Source organism: Micrococcus sp. iso_26, assembly GCF_056172975.1.
The window spans coordinates 1,673,763-1,696,080 of record NZ_CM149652.1; the positions used below are offsets into that span (position 1 = coordinate 1,673,763).

At 74.0% G+C, this 22,318-nt stretch carries 22 protein-coding genes; 12 read left to right on the plus strand and 10 right to left on the minus strand.

From position 1 onward, the window contains the following. Positions 1–96: 96 nt before the first annotated feature. Positions 97–957, minus strand: a complete 861-nt coding sequence (locus AC0VX0_RS07675) for a PHP domain-containing protein (RefSeq protein WP_049147253.1) — start codon at positions 955–957, stop codon at positions 97–99. A gap of 65 nt (positions 958–1,022) precedes the next feature. Between AC0VX0_RS07675 and AC0VX0_RS07680 the strand changes: the two genes are divergently transcribed. Together AC0VX0_RS07680 and AC0VX0_RS07685 are read left to right on the plus strand one after the other, a co-directional pair. Further along, complete coding sequence (locus AC0VX0_RS07680; RefSeq protein ID WP_073117084.1) at positions 1,023–2,621, plus strand: aminopeptidase P family protein; 1,599 nt, start codon at positions 1,023–1,025, stop codon at positions 2,619–2,621. Between the two features lie 33 nt (positions 2,622–2,654). Further along, positions 2,655–4,460: a pyruvate kinase gene (locus AC0VX0_RS07685; protein WP_036339218.1), complete on the plus strand. Its 1,806-nt coding sequence runs from the start codon at positions 2,655–2,657 to the stop codon at positions 4,458–4,460. Between the two features lie 6 nt (positions 4,461–4,466). Here the strand turns inward: AC0VX0_RS07685 and AC0VX0_RS07690 are convergent, their stop codons facing one another. Continuing rightward, positions 4,467–5,243: a YflT domain-containing protein gene (locus tag AC0VX0_RS07690; protein ID WP_036339215.1), complete on the minus strand. Its 777-nt coding sequence runs from the start codon at positions 5,241–5,243 to the stop codon at positions 4,467–4,469. 92 nt (positions 5,244–5,335) lie between these two features. Here AC0VX0_RS07690 and AC0VX0_RS07695 point away from each other — a divergent pair, with 92 nt between their 5' ends. The 3 genes from AC0VX0_RS07695 to AC0VX0_RS07705 are packed head-to-tail and all read left to right on the plus strand — an operon-like array spanning position 5,336 to position 8,581. Next, entirely contained in the window at positions 5,336–6,604 is a 1,269-nt protein-coding gene (locus AC0VX0_RS07695; RefSeq protein ID WP_036339212.1) for a magnesium transporter MgtE N-terminal domain-containing protein, read from the plus strand. A gap of 40 nt (positions 6,605–6,644) precedes the next feature. Further along, positions 6,645–7,436: a DUF1003 domain-containing protein gene (locus AC0VX0_RS07700; RefSeq protein WP_036339209.1), complete on the plus strand. Its 792-nt coding sequence runs from the start codon at positions 6,645–6,647 to the stop codon at positions 7,434–7,436. Continuing rightward, positions 7,433–8,581, plus strand: a complete 1,149-nt coding sequence (locus tag AC0VX0_RS07705; protein ID WP_036339206.1) for an Mrp/NBP35 family ATP-binding protein — start codon at positions 7,433–7,435, stop codon at positions 8,579–8,581. Before AC0VX0_RS07700 ends, AC0VX0_RS07705 begins: the two co-directional genes overlap by 4 nt. A 48-nt stretch (positions 8,582–8,629) precedes the next feature. Here the strand turns inward: AC0VX0_RS07705 and AC0VX0_RS07710 are convergent, their stop codons facing one another. After that, positions 8,630–9,238 carry a twin-arginine translocase TatA/TatE family subunit gene (locus AC0VX0_RS07710; protein ID WP_036316486.1) on the minus strand — a complete coding sequence of 203 codons (609 nt, stop codon included), beginning with the start codon at positions 9,236–9,238 and terminating at the stop codon, positions 8,630–8,632. 60 nt (positions 9,239–9,298) lie between these two features. Beyond that, positions 9,299–10,171: a zf-HC2 domain-containing protein gene (locus AC0VX0_RS07715; RefSeq protein ID WP_036316484.1), complete on the minus strand. Its 873-nt coding sequence runs from the start codon at positions 10,169–10,171 to the stop codon at positions 9,299–9,301. Positions 10,172–10,367: 196 nt separating this feature from the next. Here AC0VX0_RS07715 and AC0VX0_RS07720 point away from each other — a divergent pair, with 196 nt between their 5' ends. Next, entirely contained in the window at positions 10,368–11,018 is a 651-nt protein-coding gene (locus AC0VX0_RS07720; protein WP_036339203.1) for an O-methyltransferase, read from the plus strand. Between the two features lie 78 nt (positions 11,019–11,096). Here the strand turns inward: AC0VX0_RS07720 and AC0VX0_RS07725 are convergent, their stop codons facing one another. The 3 genes from AC0VX0_RS07725 to AC0VX0_RS07735 form a co-directional block, all read right to left on the minus strand. After that, a complete protein-coding gene (locus AC0VX0_RS07725; protein WP_002855133.1) occupies positions 11,097–11,267 on the minus strand; it encodes a DUF3117 domain-containing protein in 171 nt (56 codons plus the stop codon). A gap of 180 nt (positions 11,268–11,447) precedes the next feature. Further along, on the minus strand, positions 11,448–11,792 hold the full coding sequence (locus AC0VX0_RS07730; RefSeq protein WP_036339289.1) for a hypothetical protein: 345 nt from the start codon (positions 11,790–11,792) through the stop codon (positions 11,448–11,450). Beyond that, positions 11,789–12,592: an LOG family protein gene (locus tag AC0VX0_RS07735; RefSeq protein WP_036339200.1), complete on the minus strand. Its 804-nt coding sequence runs from the start codon at positions 12,590–12,592 to the stop codon at positions 11,789–11,791. The genes AC0VX0_RS07730 and AC0VX0_RS07735 overlap by 4 nt, the downstream gene beginning before the upstream one ends. A 178-nt stretch (positions 12,593–12,770) precedes the next feature. Here AC0VX0_RS07735 and AC0VX0_RS07740 point away from each other — a divergent pair, with 178 nt between their 5' ends. The 4 genes from AC0VX0_RS07740 to AC0VX0_RS07755 all read left to right on the plus strand — a co-directional run bounded on the left by AC0VX0_RS07740 (position 12,771) and on the right by AC0VX0_RS07755 (position 16,116). Further along, positions 12,771–13,505, plus strand: coding sequence for an amino acid ABC transporter ATP-binding protein (locus AC0VX0_RS07740; RefSeq protein ID WP_101965988.1), 735 nt, complete (start codon positions 12,771–12,773; stop codon positions 13,503–13,505). Positions 13,506–13,552: 47 nt separating this feature from the next. After that, a complete protein-coding gene (locus AC0VX0_RS07745) occupies positions 13,553–14,446 on the plus strand; it encodes a glutamate ABC transporter substrate-binding protein (RefSeq protein ID WP_036339193.1) in 894 nt (297 codons plus the stop codon). A gap of 105 nt (positions 14,447–14,551) precedes the next feature. After that, entirely contained in the window at positions 14,552–15,232 is a 681-nt protein-coding gene (locus AC0VX0_RS07750) for an amino acid ABC transporter permease (RefSeq protein WP_036339190.1), read from the plus strand. After that, positions 15,229–16,116 (plus strand): amino acid ABC transporter permease, encoded by an 888-nt coding sequence (locus AC0VX0_RS07755; RefSeq protein ID WP_475451483.1) that lies wholly within the window; start codon positions 15,229–15,231, stop codon positions 16,114–16,116. The genes AC0VX0_RS07750 and AC0VX0_RS07755 overlap by 4 nt, the downstream gene beginning before the upstream one ends. A gap of 61 nt (positions 16,117–16,177) precedes the next feature. On the opposite strand, the gene dapE is transcribed toward AC0VX0_RS07755, so the two are convergent. After that, on the minus strand, positions 16,178–17,314 hold the full coding sequence (dapE, locus tag AC0VX0_RS07760) for a succinyl-diaminopimelate desuccinylase (protein WP_078025855.1): 1,137 nt from the start codon (positions 17,312–17,314) through the stop codon (positions 16,178–16,180). 69 nt (positions 17,315–17,383) lie between these two features. Here dapE and dapD point away from each other — a divergent pair, with 69 nt between their 5' ends. Both dapD and AC0VX0_RS07770 read left to right on the plus strand, forming a co-directional pair. Further along, complete coding sequence (dapD, locus tag AC0VX0_RS07765) at positions 17,384–18,349, plus strand: 2,3,4,5-tetrahydropyridine-2,6-dicarboxylate N-succinyltransferase (RefSeq protein ID WP_371506663.1); 966 nt, start codon at positions 17,384–17,386, stop codon at positions 18,347–18,349. Positions 18,350–18,620: 271 nt separating this feature from the next. Further along, positions 18,621–19,616 carry a DUF559 domain-containing protein gene (locus AC0VX0_RS07770; protein ID WP_245231861.1) on the plus strand — a complete coding sequence of 332 codons (996 nt, stop codon included), beginning with the start codon at positions 18,621–18,623 and terminating at the stop codon, positions 19,614–19,616. A 110-nt stretch (positions 19,617–19,726) separates the two neighbouring features. Here AC0VX0_RS07770 and AC0VX0_RS07775 read toward each other — a convergent pair whose 3' ends face one another. Then, the gene (locus AC0VX0_RS07775) at positions 19,727–21,013 is read right to left on the minus strand and encodes a citrate synthase (RefSeq protein ID WP_081339279.1); all 1,287 of its coding nucleotides are present in this window, start codon (positions 21,011–21,013) and stop codon (positions 19,727–19,729) included. A gap of 148 nt (positions 21,014–21,161) precedes the next feature. Then, on the minus strand, positions 21,162–22,313 hold the full coding sequence (gene dapC / locus AC0VX0_RS07780; protein WP_101965977.1) for a succinyldiaminopimelate transaminase: 1,152 nt from the start codon (positions 22,311–22,313) through the stop codon (positions 21,162–21,164). Positions 22,314–22,318 lie beyond the last annotated feature (5 nt).

A 22,318-nucleotide genomic window follows, 5' to 3' on the forward strand; every position in this document is an offset into this window, starting at 1 on the left:
AGTCTTCTGCACGAATGACCCTTCTGACCGCCGTGCAGGCGGCCGGAAGGGTCATTCGCGCAACGGATCCTCCGCCGTCGCCCGGGCCGTCCGGGCTCAGCCGCGGATGATCGCCGTGCCGGTGCCCTGCCGCTCGATCTCGGCGAGCACCTCCGCGCCCGTGGTGTGCTCGCCGATCGGATTGGGCTTGCCGGTGCCGTGGTAGTCGGACGAGCCGGTGACGAACAGTCCGTGCCGGTCCGCGAATGCGCGCAGCCAGGTGCGCTCCTCCGCCGGGTTGTCCCGGTGCTCGACCTCGACCCCCGCCAGTCCGGCCTCGGCCATCTGCTCGAACACCTCGTCGCCCACCACGCGGCCCCGCATGCGCGCCCGGGGATGCGCGAACACCGGCACCCCGCCGGCGGCCCGGATGAGCGCGACCGCCTCGGCCGGGTCCGGGGCGAAGTGCGGCACGTAGTACTTGGACCGGCCGGCGAGGATCTCCCGGAACGCCGCGGAGCGGTCCGGGACGGCCCCGATCGTCACGAGGGCGTCGGCCAGGTGGGGCCGGCCGATCGTCGCGTTCTCCGCCGCGTGCTCCTGGACCAGCTCCCACGTGATCGGGAAGTCCGCGCCCAGGCGCCGCACCATCTCCTGCGCCCGGATCAGCCGCGCGTCGCGGGCCAGGCCGACCTCCCGCAGCAGGGCGGGGTCCTCGGGGTCGTGCAGGTAGCTGAGCACGTGCACGCTCACGCCGTCGGCGGAGGTGCAGGACATCTCCATGCCGGGCACGAGCGTCAGCCCGGTCTCCCGCGCGGCGTGGGCGGCCTCGGCCCAGCCGGCGGTCGTGTCGTGGTCGGTGAGCGCGAGGCCGTCCAGCCCGGCCCGCGCCGCCGCACGCACCACGTCGGCCGGCGGCTCGGTGCCGTCGGACTCGGTCGAGTGCGTGTGCAGGTCGTAGCGGGCCATGGCGGCCATGGTACCGACGACCCGCGCGCGGCGGCCCCGACCTGCCCCCGCCCACCGGTGCCATGATGGAGGGCATGACCGATGCCGCACAGCACCCCGCCCAGACCACCCCCGACCAGCCCGCCGCCACCCCCGAGGCGGGCGCCGACGGCACCGGCGCGGTGAACCCCCAGCCGCTGGCCGAGCGCGTCGACAACCGCTCGCAGCGCCCCGCCTCGAACGCCTTCCGCGACTTCATGGCCTCCGATTGGGCGCCCTCGTCGCAGGCCCTGCCCGACCCCGACGCCTCGGCCCCGTACGCCGCCCGGCGGCGGGCCGCCGTGTCCGCGCGCTTCCCGGGCGAGCGGATCGTGGTGCCGGCCGGCCGCCTCAAGGTCCGCTCGAACGACACCGACTACCGCTTCCGCGCGCACTCCGCGTTCGCCCACCTGACGGGCCTCGGCGTGGACCACGAGCCGGACGCCGTGCTCGTGCTCGAGCCCACGGACCCGGGCGCCGGCGACGACGGCACGGACCACACCGCCACCCTGTACTTCCGTCCCCTGGCCGGCCGGGACACCGAGCAGTTCTACGCGGACTCGCGCTCGGGTGAGTTCTGGATCGGCCCCCGTCCGACCCTGGCCGGCCTGGCCGCCCGCACGGGTCTGCGCACGGCGGGGCTCGAGGAGCTCGAGTCCGCCGTCACCAAGAACGTGGCCGCGGACGGCACCGCGGTGCGGCTGCTGGCCGAGACCGACCAGGACGTGGACGCCCTGCTGGCCGCCGTCCGGACCGAGGCCGGCGTGGACCTGGCCGCCGCGGCCGAGGCCGACGCCCAGACCGCCGAGTTCCTCTCCGAGCTGCGCCTGGTCAAGGACGCGTGGGAGATCGAGCGGATGCGCGCCTCGGTGGCCGCCACGATCGCGGGCTTCGAGGACGTCGTGCGGGCCCTGCCGCGCGCCGTGGGCCACGACCGCGGCGAGCGCGTGGTCGAGGGCGCCTTCTTCGCCCGCGCCCGCCTCGAGGGCAACGACCTGGGCTACGACACGATCGCGGCCTCCGGCAACAACGCCACGATCCTGCACTGGATCCGCAACACGGGCGCCGTGCGCCCGGGTGAGCTGCTCCTGCTCGACGCCGGCGTCGAGGACGACTCCCTCTACACCGCTGACATCACCCGCACCCTGCCCGTGTCCGGCACGTTCACGGACGTGCAGCGCCGCATCTACCATGCGGTCCTCGACGCCGCGGACGCCGCCTTCGCGATCGTGCGCCCCGGCATCCGGTTCCGTGAGCTCCACGCCGAGGCCATGCGGGTGCTCGTCGACCGCCTCGACGGCTGGGGCCTGCTGCCGGTCTCGGCCGAGGTCGCGCTCTCGGACGAGGGCCAGCACCACCGGCGCTGGATGCCCCACGGCACCTCGCACCACCTCGGCCTCGACGTGCACGACTGCGCGCAGGCCAAGCGCGAGCTCTACCTGGACGGCGTGCTCGAGCCGGGCATGGTCTTCACGATCGAGCCGGGTCTGTACTTCAAGGAGGAGGACCTGGCCGTGCCGGAGGAGTACCGCGGCATCGGCGTGCGCATCGAGGACGACATCCTCGTGACCGAGGACGGGGCCGAGAACCTCTCCGCGGCCCTCCCCCGCACCCCGGACGAGATCGAGGCCTGGATGGCGCGGCTCCAGGCGTGATCCGGCGCGGAGGGCGCCCCTAGGGTTCGGACCATGGGTATCGACCTGACCACCGAGCTCACCGCCCTCCGCGACCGCCTCCTCTCCGCCGAGGCGGAGCACGCCGACCTCATCTCCCGCGTCCGGGAGCGCCACCGGGCCTCGGCCCGGAACCTCGTGCACTACGTCGCCCTGCGCGGCACCGACCTGCGGCCCCTGCAGGAGGCGCTGAGCGACGCCGGACTGTCCTCGCTGGGCCGCATGGAGGCCGGCGTGCTGGGCCACGTGGACGCGGTGCTGGCCGCCGCCCGCGCGCTCGACGGCGACCCCGCCCCCGCGCCGGAGGACGACGCCCTGACCTCCGCCGAGGGCCGCGCCATCCTCGCCCGCAACGCGGCGAGCCTGCTCGGTCCGGCCCGCGACGACCGGGACGCGCGCATCATGGTGACCATGCCCTCCGAGGCCGCCACGGACCCGGAGCTCGTGACCCGGATCGCCGAGGCCGGCATGGACCTGGCGCGCGTGAACTGCGCCCACGACGACGAGCAGGCGTGGGCCGCCATGATCGCGGCGGTCCGCCGGTGCGCCGGGGCGGGCCGGCCCGCTCCCCTGGTCGCGATGGACCTGGCCGGGCCGAAGGTGCGCACGGGCCCCATCGAGCCGGGCCCGCGCGTCGTGAAGGTGAAGCCCGCCCGGGACCCCTCCGGGACCGTCACCGAGCCCTCCCGCGTGTGGCTCGCCGCCGGGACCCACGACGCCGTGGCCGCGGCTCACGGGCCGGAGGGCGCCGTCGTCGTGCCGCTGGCGGACCCGGACGGGAAGACCCTGGCGGGCCTGCAGCGCGGCGACGAGATCGAGCTGACCGACGCGCGTGGCGCACACCGCAGGCTGGAGGTCGAGCGGGTGGACGGCGAGGGCGTGCTCGTGCGGGCGGAGAAGACGGTCTACTGGGCGACGGGCACGGCGCTGACGACGCCGCACGGTCCGCTCGAGGTGGGCCAGCTGCCCCCGCTCGAGCAGTCCATGCGCGTGCACGAGGGCGAGGAGATCGTGCTGGCCCGCTCGCTCGAGCCGGTCCCCGCGGTCGACACGCCGCCCTACCGGATCGGCCTCACCCTGGCGCAGGCGTTCGCGGATGCGGCGGTCGGCGACCGGGTCTCCATCGACGACGGACGGATCGGCGCGCGGATCACAGCGGTGTCCGCCGACGAGATCACCCTCGAGGTGACCCAGGCCGGCCCTCGCGGGGCGAAGCTCAAGGCGGAGAAGGGCGTGAACTTCCCGGACACGCACCTGGCCATCCCGGCCCTCACGGACGAGGACCTCGCCCACATCCCGTTCGCGGCCCGCCACGCGGACATGGTGAACATGTCCTTCGTCCGCTCGGCCGAGGACGTGGCCCAGCTGATCGACGCGCTCGAGGCCGAGGACGCACCGGACGTGGACATCACGCTGAAGATCGAGACGGTGGAGGCCTTCCGGCAGCTGCCGCGGATGCTGCTCGAGGCGATGCGCTGGCGGGACGTCGGGGTGATGATCGCCCGTGGCGACCTGGCGGTGGAGGCCGGCTTCGCACGGATGGCCGAGCTGCAGGAGGAGATCCTGTGGCTGTGCGAGGCGGCGCACGTGCCCGCGATCTGGGCCACCCAGGTCCTCGAGTCCCTCGCCAAGACCGGCCTGCCCTCACGGGCGGAGATCACGGACGCCGCGATGGCGCAGCGGGCCGAGGCCGCGATGCTGAACAAGGGCCCGTACATCGACCGCGCCGTCACCGTCCTCGGCGACATCCTGGGCCGGATGCACGGTCATGCGAGCAAGAAGCGCGACATGCTCCGGCGGCTCGAGTCCTGGTCCCTCTGACGGGGCTCAGCCGCGCGGCTCGTCCTGGGGCCGGGGCGGGTGGCCGCCGCGCGCCTCGATGAGCTTGGCGACCTCCTCCGGGGGCAGGGTCACGCCGTAGGAGCGGTCCAGGCCGGTGGGCGCGGGGTCCGCCTCCGGGACGGGCCGGGCCGGCGCCTCGGGTCCGCCGGGAGCGGGCGCCGCGTGGGACCCGCCCGACGACGGCGCGGCGGCCGGGGTGGCCTGCACGGGCCCGTCCTCGGCCTCCTCCGCGGCGGGCGCGGGCGCCGGCTGCGGGGCCGCGGGCGGCGTCGGGGCCGCGGCACCGCCCAGGCCCAGCTCCTGGCGGGCGCGGGCGGCGTGGTCGAACGCGACCACGAGGTCGAAGGCCGTGGGCACGACGGCCTGCGAGGACGCGAAGCCGTGCTGGCCCCGACGCATCGCGAAGCCGATCACGCCGAAGATCAGCCACACCGCCAGGCCCAGCAGCATGGAGGTGAGGATCTGCCCCGGGCCGGCCTCGGGGGCCAGCAGGTAGAGGAACACGCCGATCAGTCCACCGAAGAACACGCCGCGCACTCCCGCGGACAACGCCACCTGGGCGTAGTTCAGCCGGCCGCGCACCCGCTCCACGACCCGCAGGTCCTTGCCCACGATCGACACGGCGCTCACGGGGAAGTCCGTGGCGGCGAGGCGGTCCACCTGCTCGCGCGCCTGCGCGTAGGTGGCGTAGGTGGCCAGCAGCTCTCCGCGGGGCAGGCCCTGCTCGGCGCCGGGCTGAGGGTTGGACATCATGAACGACATGGACCCATTGTGCCCGGCCCGGCGCCCGGGCGGGCGGCGGTCCGCCGTCCGCGGACACGGAGCCGCGGCCCGGCACGCCGTAGGCTGGGTCGGTGAGCTCCCCCAAGATCTTCGTAGCCCGCCTGCTGGGCCTGGACGTCTTCGACCCCCTCGGCGACCGCCTGGGACGGCTGCGCGACGTCGTCGTGCTGGACCGCGGCCCCGCCGCAGCCCCGTTCGCCACCGGCCTCGTGATCGAGGTCCCCGGCAAGAAGCGCGTCTTCGTCCCGATGACGCGGGTGACGTCCATGGACTCGGGCCGGATCATCACGACCGGGCTGATCAACCTGCGCCGGTTCTCCCGCCGTGGCGCCGAGCAGATGGTGGCCGCCGACCTCTTCGACCGGAAGGTGCGCCTCTCCGACGGGTCGGGCGAGGCCTTCCTGGAGGACATCGGGCTGGAGCAGCAGCGCAACGGCGACTGGCTGGTCTCGGACCTGTACGTGCGCCGCATCGTCGGCCGCGGCCCCTTCGGCCGCGCCCAGCGGGGCGAGCACCTCCTGCTGAACTGGGACGAGGCCCGCTGGACGGCGCAGGCCGACCCGCAGGGGGCCACGAGCTTCCTCGCCGCGCACGAGGACCTCAAGCCCGCCGACCTGGCGGACATGCTCCACGACATGTCGGAGAAGCGCCGCGTCGAGGTCGCCAGCGAGCTGCAGGACGAACGCCTCGCGGACGTGCTCCAGGAGCTGCCCGACGACGACCAGGTGCAGATCCTCTCCCAGCTGGACATCGACCGCGCCGCCGACGTCCTGGAGGAGATGGACCCGGACGACGCGGCGGACCTGCTCCACGAGCTGCCCGACTCCCAGCAGGAGCTGCTGCTCGAACGCATGGAGCCGGAGGACGCCGAGGACGTCCGGCGCCTGCTCGAGTACGAGGAGGGCACCGCGGGCTCGCTCATGACCCCCGTGCCGGTCATCCTCCCCCCGGAGGCCACCGTGGCCGAGGCCATGGCGACCATCCGACAGCAGGAGATCTCCCCCGCGCTGGCCTCGCTCGTGATCGTGGCCCGGCCGCCCCTGGAGACGCCGACGGGCCGGTTCCTCGGCGTCGTCCACTTCCAGCGCCTGCTGCGGTACCCGCCGCCGGAGGCGATCGGCAACATCATGGACAAGGACCTCGAGCCCGTCTCGGACCTCGCCCCCATCGCCCATGTGACCCGCGAGCTCGCGACCTACAACCTCACGTGCATCCCCGTGGTGAACGAGCAGGACCGCGTCGTCGGGGCCGTGAGCGTGGACGACCTGCTCGACCACATCCTGCCCGACGACTGGCGGGCCATGGACCTCGACGACGCCGAGACCCGCCCCGCAACCTGACCCCCGCGGCCCGCCGCCGCACGACACCGGAGGTGTGAGCATGACCCAGACCGCGCGAGACCTGCGCCCGGGCCGCGGCACCGGCCTGGACACCCCGCTGAGCGCCAGCGGGCGCCGCGTGCCCCGGCTGGCCCCGAACCCGGACGCCTTCGGCGAGGCCACCGAGGGCATCGCCCGCTTCATGGGCACCCCGCAGTTCCTCGTCTGGATGACGCTGTTCTGCGCCGCCTGGCTGGGCTGGAACACGTTCGGCCCGATGGAGTGGCGGTTCGACTCCGCCGAGCTCGGCTTCACCGCGCTCACGCTCATGCTCTCCCTCCAGGCGTCCTACGCCGCACCCCTGCTCCTGCTGGCGCAGAACCGCCAGGACGACCGGGACAAAGTCGCGCTGCGCGAGGACCGTGACCGCGCCGAGCGCAACCTCGCCGACACCGAGTTCCTCACCCGCGAGATCGCCGGTCTGCGGCTGGCCGTCCAGGAGGTCGCCACGCGCGACTTCGTGCGCGGCGAGCTGCGCGGCGTCCAGGACGACCTCAGGGACGACCTCCGCGAGGCGCTGCGCGCCGAGCTGCGGGAGGAGATCCGGGAGGAGATCCGGGAGGAGATCCGGGAGGAGCTGCGCGCCGGCCTCCCGGGCGCCGAGGCCCAGCCCCGCAAGAACAAGAAGACCAAGGGCCGCGGCCGGGATGCGCGGCGCGGCGACGCCGGCGCCGAGCCCACGACCACCACGCTCGCCACCCTCGCGGCCCAGGAGGCCCGCGAGGCCGGGGGGTCCGGTCCGGCGGCCGGTACCGCCGACGGTGCGGGCCCGGTGGACGGGGGCGGCCGATGAGCGCCCTGGGCCTGCCCGTGCCCGAGGTCCGCACCGACCTCGAGCGCCGGGTGCTGGAACGGCTCGCCACGGTCCAGGACCCCGAGATCCGCCGCCCGATCACCGACCTCGGCATGGTGGAGTCGGTCGTGGAGACCGCCCCGGGCGTCGTCGAGGTCGCGGTCCTGCTCACGATCGCCGCGTGCCCCCTGCGCGGGACGATCCAGACGGACGTGGCCGCCGCCGTCGCCGTCGTGCCCGGCTGTGAATCCGTGGACGTTCGCGTCGGGGTCATGGAGCCCGAGCGCCGCCTGGCGCTGCAGGACGCCCTGCGCGCGACTCGGCCGACGAACCCGTTCGGGGAGGGGACGCTCACGCGCGTCCTCGCGGTGGCCTCGGGCAAGGGCGGCGTGGGCAAGTCCTCGGTCACGGCCAACCTCGCGGTCGCGCTCGCCGCGCGCGGGCTCGCCGTCGGCCTGATCGACGCGGACGTGCACGGCTACTCCATCCCCGGGCTCCTGGGCGTGACCGGCACCCCGACGAAGCTGGACCGGATGATCCTGCCCCCCGTGGTGCGGGACGTGAAGGTCATCTCGATCGGCATGTTCCTCGACGCGGACCGACCGGTGGCCTGGCGCGGGCCGATGCTGCACCGCGCGCTCGAGCAGTTCGTCACGGATGTGCACTGGGGCGACCTGGACGTCCTGCTCGTGGACCTGCCCCCGGGCACCGGGGACATCGCGATCTCGACGGCGCAGCTGCTGCCCGCCTCGGAGCTGCTCGTGGTGACCACGCCGCAGCACGCCGCCGCGCAGGTGGCCGCGCGCGCCGGTCAGCTGGCGGAGCAGACGGGCCAGACCGTGGCCGGCGTCGTGGAGAACATGGGGCCGATGACCCTGCCAGACGGCACCGTCCTGGATGTGTTCGGGACCGGCGGCGGCGCCGAGGTGGCGGAGCGGCTGTCCGGGGTGCTGGACACGCAGGTGCCGCTGCTGGGCACCGTTCCCCTGGACCCGGCGCTGCGCGCGGGCGGCGACGCCGGCGAACCCGTGGTGGTGTCCGCGCCGGAGAGCCCCGCGGGCCGGGCGCTGACGCAGATCGCGCAGCGGGTGGCCGTGCGACCGCGCGGGCTGGCCGGGCGACCCCTGCCGTTCACCCCTCGCTGACCTCGGGTGCCGGCGCCCCGGCCGGGGCACCCGACGCGCGCGACGGCGTCAGGTCGCGTCGACGTCGAAGGGGGCGGGCGCCAGCCCGAGCAGCTCGAGGGGGTCCGGTTCGGTCTCGACGGCGGCAGGACGCTCCTCTGCGAGGGCCTCGGCGCGGCCGGAGGCCATCAGGGCTGCGGCGGCACCGCCCACGGCGGCCGCCCCCGCGGCGGGCGCGGTGGACCGAGTCTGTGCGGCGGCGACGGACTCCGCGGCGGCGGTGCTGCCGCCCCCGGCGGGGCGGCGGAAGAGCGTGCGCGGATCCATGTCCGCCAGGTCCTGGTGGGTGAGGCCGCCGTGCACGTCCTCGGCGCTGATGCCCGTCGCCTGCGCCGCCCGGGACGCGGGCGTGGACGAGCCGTCGGCGGGCTCGCGGAGCGCGTCGCGGATGATGCGGCGCGGGTCGTACTGGCGGGGGTCGTACTTGCGCCAGTCCACCTCGTCGAAGTCCGTGCCGGTCTCCTCCTTGAACTGCGCCTTGGCACCCTCGGCCTTGTCGCGCATGACGCGCAGCCAGTCGGTGAAGGCGCGCGTGTACTCGGGGAGCTTCTCCGGCCCGAGGATGACGATCGCGAGCACCGCCAAGATGATGAACTCGCTGCCGTTGATACCTAACACCCTCCGAACTCTACTAGAGCGGCACCGCCCCACAGCCCGGAGCCGCGGGGGCGGGGCGGCTCAGCCGCGGGGGCGCGGCACGGCGTCCGCGATGCGTTCGAGGCCTCGCTCGAGGCGCTCCTCGACGGCGTCTCCGCCGCCCAGCTCGAGCACCCGTGCCCGCTCGGAGACCAGCAGGTGGGTGAGGACCGCGTCCGCGCGCTCGTCCGGCAGGGTGGCCTCCACGCGGTAGGCGGCCTGCGGCGTGGTCAGCTCGGCCGTCCAGCCGTCCTCGCCCCCCGCCGGGACGATCCGGTAGACGCCGCCGCCGGCCAGTCGACGCTCCTGCGCCCCCGTGCTCAGGGGCGCGGTCGAGGCACAGCCCTCCGGGGCGGCTCCCACGATCCGGGGTCGGCACTCGCGGACGGTCACGGTCGGCTCGTCCCGACCCCAGCCGACGACGACCTCCACGTCCTCGGCCGTCTGGGCGGTGTCCACGGTGAGCGGCTCCAGGCCGGCCCCCACGAGGGAGGGCACCGTCCAGCCCTGACCCCGCAGCTCCGCGACGGTTCCGCGCCGGTCCGTCGACGCGGTCCCGGCTGCCGGCAGGGCGACGGTGTCCGTCGGGGTCGGGGCCGTGCGCACGGCCGTGGCGCGGGGCGCGCCGGCCACCCAGACCGCGGTGAACAGCCCGCCGAGCAGGACGACGAAGGTGAGCAGCCCCACCACGAGGCGGCCGGAGACGCCGCGGGCGCGCAGCACCGGGGCGACGACGGCGCCCGCCGGACGCTGGTGCACCGTGCGGGCGGCGTCGAGCACGCGGGCCCGGGCCTGGACCGTGGCGCGGCACTCGGGGCAGCGGTCCAGGTGGCGGGCGATGCGCGCCCGGGACGCGGCGGGGAGGGCGCCCTCGAGGTAGGCGTCCATGTGGCGCTGGGTGTGTCGACGTCCCATGCGGCCACCTCCTCGGTCCTCGCGTCCTCGGCCCGGCGAACGGCCTCCCACATGGCGGGAGCCGGTTCGTGCCATCTCCCATCATCGGCCCGCCTCCTGGGAGAACTCTGGGTCGCGGCCGCGTGCCGACCCGTACACTGGCCCGCGTCGCCCGTGCCGCGGGCGAGGTCCCGCCGTCGTCGTCCCGGAGTCACCCATGAGCGCCCTGCAGCCCCAGCCCACCGACAAGCACGCGTCCTGGGCCTGGTCGGAGAGCCGGGCCACCGAAGACGACGTCGTCCTGCGCGCCCGCGAGCGCGCCGCCGAGCTGGAGGTGCCGCCGGTGAGTGAGGGGACGGCGGCCCTGTTGACGGTGCTGGCGGCCACGCGTGCCCCCGCGGCGGTCGTGGAGGTGGGCACGGGCGCCGGCGTCTCGGGTCTCGCCCTGATGCGCGGTCTGCCCGAGCGCACGGTCCTCACCACCGTGGACCCGGACGCGGAGGCACAGCGCGCGGCCCGCGAGGCGTTCTCGGAGGCCCGCCTGCCCACGAGCCGCACCCGCATGATCACGGGGCGCTCCCGGCTCGTCCTCCCCCGGCTCACGAGCGGCGCCTATGAGATGGTCCTGGTGGACGGGGACCCGGCCGCACGTCAGTTCGACGTCGAGCAGGCCGCGCGCATGCTCGCCCCCGGCGGCGTGCTCGTCGTGGTGGACGCCCTCGACGGCGACCGCGTTCCCCGGCCCGCCGTGCGCGACGAGTCCACCGTGTCCGCCCGGGCGGTGGACCGCCTCATCCGGGAGGACGAGCACTGGCTGTCCGCCGTCGTCCCCTCCGGCACGGGCGTGCTGATCGCGGTGCGCCGCTGATCCGCGGCGGGGACGCGGATGCGGACGCCCCGCGCACCGTGACGGTGCGCGGGGCGTCCGCGTCGAAGGGGTCAGGGCTCAGGCCTGGATGACGCCCTCGAGGCACTCCTTGAGCTCGCGGGCCTCGTCCGCGTTGATCTCCAGCACGAGACGGCCGCCGCCGTCGATCGGCACGCGCATGATCAGGCTGCGCCCCTCCTTGGTCACTTCCATGGGACCGTCCCCGGTGCGGGGCTTCATGGCGGCCATTGCGACTTCCCTTCTGGATGATGTTCCCGTCACGGCGTCCGGTGACCGCGGGAGCGGGCACTGTCCGGACGCCTCCGGCGCCCCCGCACGCGAGCGTGCGCGAGGCCGGTCACATCACCATTATCGCGGATTCCGCGTGCTCGCGCCAAACGATGGCCCGCACCGAGCCCGGCCCGCGACTCAGGCACGCCCCGCCGGATCGCTCCGGGACGGGTCGGCGGCCTCGAGCTCGGCCACCCGGGCCCGCAGGGCGGTCACCTCGTCCTCGCGCTGCGCCAGGGCGTCCCGCAGCCGCAGCAGGACGGCGTCCACCTGGTCCCGCTGGTAGCCGGGCACCGCGACGGCCAACCGCAGCAGGTCGACATCCGCCGCGCGCGGCCGCTCCGGCAGCAGCACGGGGTGCCCCGGCGTCCGCCCGGCCGGGTCGTCGGCCCGGAGCGTGAGCCGGCCCGCGAGGGCGGCGGCCAGGGCCGCCAGCACGACGACGAGCACGGCCACCAGGACGATCCACTGCGGCCCGCTCACGCGTCGGCCCTCCCCGCCGAGCGGAGCACGCACGCGACGGCCTCCTCGGCCGTGTCCACGAGGTGGAACAGGTCCGGGTCCTCGGGCGAGATCATGCCGCGCTCCACGAGCGTGCCGCGGATCCAGTCCACAAGCGGGCTCCAGAAGCCGCGGTCCACGAGGACCACGGGGAAGCGGGTGACGGTGCCGGTCTGCACGAGGGTGAGGGCCTCGAAGAGCTCGTCCAGGGTGCCGAGGCCGCCGGGCAGCACGATGAACCCCTGCGCGTACTTGAGGAACATGACCTTACGGACGAAGAAGTAGCGGAAGTCCACGCCCACGTGCACCCAGGGGTTCAGGCCGGTCTCGAACGGCAGCTCGATGCCCAGGCCCACGGACTCTCCACCGGCCTCGTGGGCGCCCCGGTTGGCGGCCGCCATGGTGCCGGGCCCCCCGCCGGTGATGACCGTGTACCCGGCCTGGGCCAAGCGGCTCCCGACCTCGTGGGCCAGGGCGTACTCGGCGCTGCCCTCGGGCGTGCGCGCCGAGCCGAACACGGAGACCGCGGGACCCAGCCTCGCGAGGGTGCCGAAGCCCTCCACGAACTCCGCCTGGATGCGCAGGACACGCCAGGCCTCGGACGTCGTCGAGGTGACGTCGGCGGCGGGGCGTGCCGCGTCGCCGGGCCGCCGGCCGTCGAGGAGGAGCTGGTCGAACGTGGGGGTGTGCGCCGCCTCCCCGCGCAGGACCTGCCCGCCGCGGCGGACGCGCTGGGGCGCGGCGGCGACGTCGCCGCCCGAGGGGTGCTCATGTGGGGCCATGGCGTCAGCCTAACGAGCCGGCGGGCCGCCAGGGCCGGCGTCGCACGGCGCACCCCGCCGGGTGTGGCGTGCGCTATATTCCATTGGCATGACGCAGATCACGCCTGAGCAGCCCCACGGCGCCCACCTCCTCGACGAGGCCGGCACGCGGCGCCGTCGCGGTGCCGCAGGCGACGACCTGATCGTCCTCGAGGGCGTCAACAAGCACTTCGGCGACTTCCACGCCCTCCGACAGATCGACCTGCGGATCCCGCGCGGCCAGGTGGCGATCGTCCTCGGCCCGTCGGGCTCCGGCAAGTCGACGCTGTGCCGCACGATCAATCGGCTCGAGACCATCGACGACGACGGCGGCCGCATCCTGATCGACGGGCGGCCGCTCCCCACCGAGGGCAGGCAGCTCGCCCAGCTGCGCGCCGAGATCGGCATGGTCTTCCAGTCCTTCAACCTCTTCGCGCACAAGTCGATCCTGGAGAACGTGACCCTCGGGCCCATCAAGGTGAAGGGCAAGCGCCGGGCAGACGCCGAGCGGCACGCCATGGAGCTGCTCGAGCGCGTGGGCGTGGCCGCCCAGGCCAGGAAGATGCCGGCCCAGCTCTCCGGCGGGCAGCAGCAGCGCGTGGCCATAGCCCGCGCCCTGGCGATGGAGCCGAAGGCCCTGCTCTTCGACGAGCCGACCTCCGCCCTCGACCCTGAGATGGTGCAGGAGGTCCTCGACGTCATGGTCCAGCTCGCCGAGGGCGGGATGACCATGGTCGTGGTCACCCATGAGATGGGCTTCGCCCGCAAGGCCGGGGACCGCGTGGTCTTCATGGCCGACGGCGCCATCCTCGAGGACACCGACCCCGACACCTTCTTCACGAACCCCCAGCACGAGCGCGCCCAGGACTTCCTGGGCAAGATCCTCGCGCACTGACCCCGTCCCCCGTCGCACCCCACCGCACCGAACCAGAGGAGAGCACCATGCTCCGCACGAAGCTCCTGACCCTGTCCGCCGTCACGGCCGCGGCCGCCCTGTCCCTCACCGCCTGCTCCCCCTCCTCGTCGCAGGGCGGCGGTGGCGACGCCGCCGGCTCGTCCTCGGCCGGCGAGTCGACGTCGTCCGGCTCCGGCGAGAGCCTGCGCATCGGCATCAAGTTCGACCAGCCGGGCCTGGGCTACCGCGAGGGCTCGGCCCAGCCCACCGGCTTCGACACGGACGTGGCCCGCTACGTGGCGGGCAAGCTCGGCGTGGCCGAGAAGGACATCGAGTGGGTCCAGACCCCGTCCGCGAACCGGGAGAACGCCCTGGAGAACGGCGAGGTCGACATGATCTTCGCGACGTACTCCATCACGGACGCCCGCAAGGAGCGCGTCGACTTCGCGGGCCCGTACTTCGTGGCCGGCCAGGACCTGCTGGTCCGCGCGGACGACACCGCGATCACCGGCCCCGAGTCCCTCGACGGGAAGAACCTCTGCTCCGTCACCGGCTCCACCTCGGCTCAGAAGATCAAGGACCAGTTCGCCTCCGGCGTGAACCTGGTGGAGCAGGGCGGCTACGCCGAATGCGTGACCTACCTCGAGTCCGGCCAGGTGGACGCCGTGACCACGGACGACATCATCCTCGCGGGCTTGGCCGCCGCCGACGCCAACAAGGGCAAGTTCAAGGTCGTCGGCAACACCTTCACCACGGAACGCTACGGCGTCGGCCTGCCGAAGGACTCGGAGCACTGCGAGGACATCAACGAGGCCATCAAGGAGATGAAGGACTCCGGCGAGTGGAAGAAGGCCCTCGAGTCCAACACCGAGGGCACGGGCTACACCTACGACGAGACGCTGAACTCCGGCAAGGACGCCGAGTTCGAGCCCTGCGCCTGACGACCTCCGCCGCCGGTCGGGCCGGGGACGTGACCTGAACGGTCACCCTCGGCCCGCCCGGCGGCTCCCCTGCCCGTCAGCCCCGTCCCGACCCTCGGAGAAGTCATGGAATCGATCTCCTCGCTCCTCGCGGACTACGGCGCGGACATCCCGCTCGCGTTCTGGACGAACATCAGGCTCGCGTTCCTCGCGACCCTCGGCTCGTTCGCCCTCGGCGTGGTGCTCGCCCTGTTCCGCATCTCGCCCGTCCCCTCGCTGCGCGCCCTCGGCACCGGCTACGTCAACGTGGTCCGCAACACCCCGCTGACGATCATCATGCTGCTCGGCGTGCTCGCCGTCTGGGGGCAGCTGAAGATCAGCTTCTCGTCCGACTTCACGCTGAACTTCTTCATCTACGCCGTGATCGCCCTCTCGCTCTACCACGCGGCGTTCATGTGCGAGGCGATCCGCTCCGGCGTCAACACCGTCCCCCTCGGGCAGGCCGAGGCCGCCCGCTCCATCGGCCTGGGCTTCCTGCCTGCGGCCCGCCACGTGATCCTGCCCCAGGCGCTGCGCGGGGCCATCACCCCGCTGGGCAACACCGTGATCGCGCTGACCAAGAACACCACCGTCGCCGCTGCGGCGTCGGTGGCGGAGGCCTCGGGCCTGATGAAGCGCATGATCGAGTTCAGCCCGGACGTGATGGTGGCGATCTTCCTGACCTTCGCGATCGGCTTCTGCCTGATCGTCATCCCCATCGGCCTGCTGACCACGTGGGCCTCGGAGAAATGGGCGGTGGCCCGATGAGCGCCCAGGCCTCCGTCCTCTTCGACGCCCCGGGTCCCATCGCCCGCCGGAGGATCCTCCTCGCCAACCTCGTCGCCCTCGCCGCGGTGCTGGCCGTGGCGGTGCTCGTGCTGATCCAGATGAACGCCACCGGCCAGCTCTCCGGCCGCCGCTGGCTGGCCGCCGTCGACGGCGACGCGTGGCGGAACTACTACCTGCCGGGCCTGCAGTTCACCCTGCAGGCCGCGGGCATCGCCGTGGTCTCCTCCGTGGTGTTCGGCCTGGTGTTCGGCTTCCTGCGGCTGGCCCCGGTCGGCCCGGTGCGCTGGCTGGCCGCCGTCGTCGTGGAGTTCTTCCGGGCCGTGCCTGTGCTCGTGATGATGGTGTTCTTCTACCAGCTGTTCGCACAGGTCGCGCGCTCCGGGGCGATCCAGCCCCAGGACGGCCCGTACTACGCGGTGATCGCGGCGCTGACCCTGTACAACGGGTCCGTGATCGCGGAGCTGGTGCGCTCCGGGGTGCGCTCGCTGCCGCGCGGCCAGCGCGAGGCGGCCGCGGCGGTGGGCATGACGAGCACCCAGTCCCTGCGGCTCGTGGAGGTGCCCCAGGCCCTCATCGCCATGCTGCCGTCGCTGCTGAGCCAGTTCGTGGTGATCCTCAAGGACTCGGCGCTGGGCTACCTCATCGGCTTCTTCGAACTCCTGCAGTACGCCCGCCAGCTCGGCTCCGGCAACGGCAACATCCTGCAGTCCCTCGTGGTGGCCGCGATGATCTTCATCGTGATCAACTTCCTCCTCACCTGGGCGGCCACCCGGCTCTCGCGGCGGCTGTCGTCGCGGACGGCCGGCGACGCCAGCGCCCCCACGACCCCGCGCGTCGGGGCGCCCACGGACACAGCGGGCTGACCGGGCGGCGGGCGAGGCGGGCCCGCGGGTCGGGCGGCTGGCACCGGCCGACGTCGTCGGGTCAGCCGGCCAGCCAGGCCGTGAGCGCCGCGAGGCACGCGTGGACCGCCTCGCGGGACACGTGCTCGTCGTCCGTGTGGGCCAGCAGGGCGTCTCCGGGGCCGAAGTTGACCGCGGGCACGCCCAGCTGGGAGAACCGGGCCACGTCCGTCCACCCGTACTTGGGCTGGGGCTCTCCCCCGACGGCGGCGACGAACGCGGCGGCGGCCGGTCGGTCCAGACCGGGGCGGGCGGCGGGCGAGGCGTCGTCGATCCGCACCTGGGCGTCCCAGTCCACGCCGGCCCCCTCCAGCACCGCGCGCACGTGCGCGTGAGCCTGCTCGAGGGTCTTGTCCGGAGCGAACCGGTAGTTCAGGTCCACGGACGCCTCGTCCGGGATGACGTTGCCCGCGACGCCGCCGGCCACGCGGATCGCGTGCAGCCCCTCGCGGTACTCCAGGCCCTCCACCGTGACCGTGGCCGGCTCGTACGCCGCCAGGGCGGTGAGCACGGGGGCCAGCTTGTGGATCGCGTTGTCGCCGCGCCAGGCGCGGCCCGAGTGCGCCGCGACACCGGAGAAGGTGACGCGGTACCGGCACGTGCCGTTGCAGCCGCCCTCCACGACGCCGTCGGTCGGCTCGAGCAGCACCGCGAAGTCGCCCTCCAGCAGCTCGGGGGCCTGGCGGGCCACGCGGGCGAGGCCCGAGAGGTCCGAGGAGACCTCCTCGTGGTCGTAGAACACCCACGTGACGTCGTGCACGGGGGTCGGGCCGTCCGCGCGGCCGAAGCGGCCGGCCAGGGCCAGCTGCACGGCGACGCCGGACTTCATGTCCACGGCCCCGCGGCCGTACAGCACGTCCCCGTCCCACGCCGAGGGCACGGTCCCGCGCGAGCCCGGCACGGTGGGCAGGGGCACCGTGTCCAGGTGCCCGGCCAGGATCACGCGGGTCGACCGCCCCAGAGCGGTGCGGGCGACGACGGCGTCCCCGAACCTCCGCACCTCGAGGCCGCCGAGGGCGCGCAGGGCCTGCTCGACGGCGTCGGCCAGCGGCCCCTCCTCCCCCGAGACGGAGCGCACGTCCAGCAGGGTGGCGGTGAGCGCCGCGACGTCGAGGTCCGGATCGGCGAGGTCGGGCAGGGTGTTGGGGGTGAGACTCATGTGTCCAGTCTACGGACGCGCCTCCCGTCGCCCCGCAGCGTGCCACCGCCACTCAGTAGGCTGAGGCGCATGACCCAGACCGCCGCACAGCAGCCCTCCTCCCGTCTCGTCTCCGGCCACGGCCTGGCCACCACGGCCGCCGACGGCGCCGTCCTGGACGTGTGGTTCCCCGCCCCCGTGGCCGGCCCGCTCTCCGCTGCGGACGCCTCGCTGCGCGACACCCTGCGCGCCCTCGCCGCGGACGACGCGGACCGCGGGACCACGCAGGCCGTCGTCGAGCTGGAAGTCGACCTGGACGCCGCCCCGGCCTCCACCGCGGACGCGTGGCTGCGCCTGCACGCCCTCTCGCACCGCCTGGCGCGGCCGAACGAGCTCAACCTCGACGGCGTCTTCGGGCTGCTCACCAACGTGGTGTGGACGAACCACGGACCCTGCGCGGTCGCCGACTTCGAGCTGACGCGGGCGAGGCTGCGTGCCCGCGGCGCCGTGCAGGTGTACGGCGTGGACAAGTTCCCGCGCATGACGGACTACGTCGTGCCCTCCGGGGTGCGCATCGGCGACGCGGACCGGGTGCGCCTGGGCGCCCACCTGGCCGAGGGGACGACCGTGATGCACGAGGGCTTCGTCAACTTCAACGCGGGCACCCTGGGGCACTCGATGGTGGAGGGCCGGATCTCGGCCGGCGTCGTGGTGGGCGACGGGTCCGACGTCGGAGGCGGCGCGTCCATCATGGGCACGCTCTCCGGCGGCGGCACCCAGCGGATCGTGATCGGCGAGCACGTGCTGCTCGGCGCGAACTCCGGCGTGGGCATCTCCGTCGGCGACGACTGCGTGGTCGAGGCCGGTCTGTACGTCACCGCGGGCACGCGCGTGAGCGTGCTCCAGGACGGCGAGGCGGCGCGGACCGTGAAGGCCGTGGACCTCTCCGGCGTGCCGAACCTGCTGTTCCGCCGCAACTCCACCACGGGCCGGGTCGAGGCCCTCCCCCGCGCCGGCCGGACCGTCGAACTGAACGCGGCGCTGCACGCGAACTGACCCGGCACACCCGGCCCTCCCCTCCCCCGTTCCTCCCCGCGTTTTCCGCCGCGTTGGGGGGCGATTTCCGGTGGTATCCCGCCGGGATAACGCCCAGTATCGCCCCCGGAACTCCCCGGCGGCCCGGGGGCGGGAAGACGACGACGGCGGCACGCGGCGCGGGCCGTCGGCTCCTGCACAGCAGCGCCCGCCCCGCGCGTCATCCCCGTGCCGCGGCCAGCGCGCCCCGGGCGCCCCGCCGGCGTCGTCCGATGGGTGCATGCCGCGCGTCGTGACTCCTCTGCCGCCCGACCAGCCCGCCGTCCTGTTGGCCACGGACCTGGCCCGACTGGGGCTGCCGCCCGACCGCGCCCGCCGGTCGGACCTGGAGCGGGTCGGACAGGGCTTCCACCGGCAGCGGGCGCACCCTGGCACGGGATGGGCCGACCTGGGCCTGCCCGAGCCCGGGCACGGCTTCTCCCCCGATCACCTTGCCGCGCTTCTGCGCCGACGCCCGGATGCCGTCCTCTCCCACGAGACCGCGGCCCACCTGCACGGTCTGCCGATGCCCGCGCGTGCCTGGCGGCGGCGCGACCCGGCGACCGGCGAGCTCGACGTCGACCCGCCGGTTCACCTCACCGTGGCCCGGGGGACACGACGCGTCCGGCGGGCTGGTCTGATGGACCACCGGCGGCCGCTGGCGCCCGAGTTCGTCACGCACGTGCACGGCCTGCGCGTCACCACGGTCGATCGCACCTGGCTGGACCTGTGCTCCCTGACTCCCCCGTGGACGTTCGAGGACCTCGTGGCCGCCGGGGACCACGCCGTCCGGCACCCGTGGACGCCCGCGGGCCGGACGGATCCGGCCACCACGATCGCCGCGCTGCGGTCGGCGCTGCACGCGTCCGGACGCTTCCACGGCCGCCCGGCCGCCCGGGAGGCGCTGGATTCCGTTCGCGTCGGGGCGGACTCGCCGCCCGAGACCCGCCTGCGCCTCGCCCTCGTGGCCGGCGGGCTGCCGGAGCCGGGGCTGCAGGCCGCGCTCGAACCCGAGGACCCCTTCTCCCCCGTGGCCGACCTCGCCTACCGCCACGTGCGCCTGGCCCTGCAGTACGACGGTGCCGGGCACCGCACGCGGGAGCAGCAGGCGCGCGACGCCCGCCGGGACCGCTACGGCCAGGCGCGCGGCTGGACGACGCTCCGCGTCACCTGGGCCGATGGGCGCGAGGACTTCCGTGGCGTCGTCGCGGTGGTCCGACGCCGCCTCGGCCACTCCGCCTCGACATGAAGACGCTCCGGCGAACGCATTGGGGGCGGTTTCGGGTGGTATTCCGTCGGAATACCACCCGAAACCGCCCCCAAACGCAGGGTCAGCGCCCCAGGGTCAGCGCCCCCGGGTCAGCGCTGCGGGTACTGGCGCAGCTGCTCGCCCACGTAGATCTGGCGCGGGCGGCCGATCTTGGTGGCCGGGTCCTCCATGAGCTCGCGCCACTGGGCGATCCAGCCGGGCAGGCGGCCCAGGGCGAAGAGGACGGTGAACATCTTCTCCGGGAAGCCCATGGCCTTGTAGATCACGCCGGTGTAGAAGTCGACGTTCGGGTAGAGCTTGCGCTCCACGAAGTAGTCGTCGGCGAGGGCCTTCTCCTCGAGACGCTGGGCGATCTCCAGCAGCTCGTCGTTGCCGCCCATCTTGCCCAGGATGTCCTCGGCGGTCTTCTTGATGATCTTGGCCCGCGGGTCGTAGTTCTTGTACACGCGGTGCCCGAAGCCCATCAGACGGACGCCGTCCTCCTTGTTCTTCACCTTCTCCATGAAGTCCTCGGGCGTGATGCCCTCCGACTTGATCTTCCGGAGCATGTTCAGCACGGCCTCGTTGGCGCCACCGTGCAGCGGGCCATAGAGGGCGTTGATGCCGGCGGACACCGAGGCGAACAGGTTGGCCTGGGTGGAGCCGACCAGGCGCACCGTGGAGGTGGAGGCGTTCTGCTCGTGGTCGGCGTGCAGCATGAGCAGCAGGTCGAGGGCCTTGACCACGTCCGGGTCGATGTCATATTCCTCGGCCGGCACGCCGAAGCACAGGCGGAGGAAGTTCTCCACGTAGTTCAGCGAGTTGTGCGGGTACATGAACGGCTGGCCCAGCGACTTCTTGAACGCGTAGGAGGCCAGCACCGGCAGCTTGCCGAGCAGGCGCACGGTGGAGATGTGGACCTGCTCCGGGTCGTGGGGGTCCAGGGAGTCCGGGTAGAACGTGGACAGCGCGGACACGGAGGAGGACAGCACCGGCATGGGGTGCGCATCCCGCGGGAAGCCGTTGAAGAACAGCTTGAGGTCCTCGTGCACCATGTTGTGGCGCAGGATGTTGGTCTCCCAGGCCTCCAGGGTCTCCTTGGACTCGGGCAGCTCGCCGTAGATCAGCAGGTAGGCCACCTCCATGAAGGAGGAGTGCTCGGCGAGGTCCTCGATGGCGTAGCCGCGGTAGCGCAGGATGCCCTGGTCGCCGTCGATGTACGTGACGGCCGACTTGGCGTTCGCCGTGTTCATGAAGCCCGGGTCGTAGGTGACGTCGCCGGTCTCCTTCAGGAGCGGGGCGATGTTGATGCCGTTGTTGCCCTCTGTGGCGTGCTCGACGCCCAGGTCCAGGCTCTGCTCGCCGACGGTCAGCCGGACGGACTCGTGATGGGTCACGGGTGTGCTCCCTCGTCTTGTCTTCTCGATGGCCCGGGTTCGCACGCCCATGTGGGCGCGCCCACGCGGGGACGACTCTGCTCCAAACTATCAAGGACCGGCCCGGGACGCGCGGTCGCTTCCCCCGACGACGGCCCCCGACCCCGGCTCAGCCGGTCCGCGGCCCGCGGGCCGTGAGTCTCGCCGCGGCCCGGGCGACCGCCTCGTCCGTGGCGGTGATCGCCACGCGGACGTAGCCGTCGCCGCCGGCACCGTAGAACACGCCGGGCCCGGCGATGATGCCCAGGTCCGCCAGTTCGCCCAGCAGGTCCCACGAGTCCTGCGCCGTGGCGTCGGCCGGGTCCAGGTCCGCCCGCCGGGTCCACAGGTACAGCCCCGCCTCGGAGTGGTCCACCGTGTGGCCGGAGGCCTCCAGCGCGGTGCGCAGCGCGTCCCGACGGCGGCGGTAGCGGTCCTTCTGCTCCGCGACGTGCGCGTCGTCGGCCAGGGCCACGGCCATCGCATGCTGCACCGGGGCCGGCACGATCATGCCCGCGTGCTTGCGGGTGTTGACCAGGGTCGCCACGAGCTGCGGATCCCCCGCGGCGAACGCGGCGCGGTAGCCGGCGAGGTTGGACTGCTTGGACAGCGAGTAGACGCTCAGCAGGCCCGTCAGGTCGCCGCCGGCGACCTCGTCGGACAGGATGCAGGGCACGACGGCCCCGTCCCACGCGTCCCAGCCGAGCTCGGCGTAGCACTCGTCCCCGCACACCACGGCGCCCACGGCACGGGCGGCGTCCACCGTGCGGCGCAGCGCCGCCGCGTCCAGCACGGCGCCGGTGGGGTTGGCCGGCGAGTTGGTCCACACGAGGCGCACCCGCTCCCGCACCTCGGGCGCCAGCGCGTCGAGGTCGTCCGCGGCCACGGCCTCCGCCCCGGCCAGCAGCGCGCCCACCGCATAGGTGGGGTAGGCGGCCTCGGGGTGGACGACGACATCGCCTGCGCCCAGCCCGAGCAGCGTGGGCAGCCACGCGATGAACTCCTTGGACCCGACCGTGGGCACCACGGCCGCCGGGTCCAGCCCGGACACCCCGCGGCGCCGGGCGTACCAGTCGACGACCGCGCGGCGCAGGGCGTCCGTGCCGTGCGTCGTCGGGTAGCCGTGCGCGTCGGCGGCCTCGGTCAGGGCCCGGCGGATCAGCGCCGGCGTCGGATCCACCGGCGTTCCGATGGACAGGTCCGCGACGCCGTCCGGGTGGGCGGCGGCACGCTCACGGTAGGGGGTGAGCGTGTCCCACGGGTAGTCCGGCAGCGTCAGCATGGGGC

Bases quoted from the DNA above. Each gene is read 5' to 3' on its own strand.
- AC0VX0_RS07675 (WP_049147253.1), bottom strand. From the start codon at position 957: ATGGCCGCCATGGCCCGCTACGACCTGCACACGCACTCGACCGAGTCC.
- AC0VX0_RS07680 (WP_073117084.1), top strand. From the start codon at position 1,023: ATGACCGATGCCGCACAGCACCCCGCCCAGACCACCCCCGACCAGCCC.
- AC0VX0_RS07685 (WP_036339218.1), top strand. From the start codon at position 2,655: ATGGGTATCGACCTGACCACCGAGCTCACCGCCCTCCGCGACCGCCTC.
- AC0VX0_RS07690 (WP_036339215.1), bottom strand. From the start codon at position 5,243: ATGTCGTTCATGATGTCCAACCCTCAGCCCGGCGCCGAGCAGGGCCTG.
- AC0VX0_RS07700 (WP_036339209.1), top strand. From the start codon at position 6,645: ATGACCCAGACCGCGCGAGACCTGCGCCCGGGCCGCGGCACCGGCCTG.
- AC0VX0_RS07705 (WP_036339206.1), top strand. From the start codon at position 7,433: ATGAGCGCCCTGGGCCTGCCCGTGCCCGAGGTCCGCACCGACCTCGAG.
- AC0VX0_RS07715 (WP_036316484.1), bottom strand. From the start codon at position 10,171: ATGGGACGTCGACACACCCAGCGCCACATGGACGCCTACCTCGAGGGC.
- AC0VX0_RS07720 (WP_036339203.1), top strand. From the start codon at position 10,368: ATGAGCGCCCTGCAGCCCCAGCCCACCGACAAGCACGCGTCCTGGGCC.
- AC0VX0_RS07725 (WP_002855133.1), bottom strand. From the start codon at position 11,267: ATGGCCGCCATGAAGCCCCGCACCGGGGACGGTCCCATGGAAGTGACC.
- AC0VX0_RS07735 (WP_036339200.1), bottom strand. From the start codon at position 12,592: ATGGCCCCACATGAGCACCCCTCGGGCGGCGACGTCGCCGCCGCGCCC.
- AC0VX0_RS07745 (WP_036339193.1), top strand. From the start codon at position 13,553: ATGCTCCGCACGAAGCTCCTGACCCTGTCCGCCGTCACGGCCGCGGCC.
- AC0VX0_RS07750 (WP_036339190.1), top strand. From the start codon at position 14,552: ATGGAATCGATCTCCTCGCTCCTCGCGGACTACGGCGCGGACATCCCG.
- AC0VX0_RS07755 (WP_475451483.1), top strand. From the start codon at position 15,229: ATGAGCGCCCAGGCCTCCGTCCTCTTCGACGCCCCGGGTCCCATCGCC.
- dapE (WP_078025855.1), bottom strand. From the start codon at position 17,314: ATGAGTCTCACCCCCAACACCCTGCCCGACCTCGCCGATCCGGACCTC.
- dapD (WP_371506663.1), top strand. From the start codon at position 17,384: ATGACCCAGACCGCCGCACAGCAGCCCTCCTCCCGTCTCGTCTCCGGC.
- dapC (WP_101965977.1), bottom strand. From the start codon at position 22,313: ATGCTGACGCTGCCGGACTACCCGTGGGACACGCTCACCCCCTACCGT.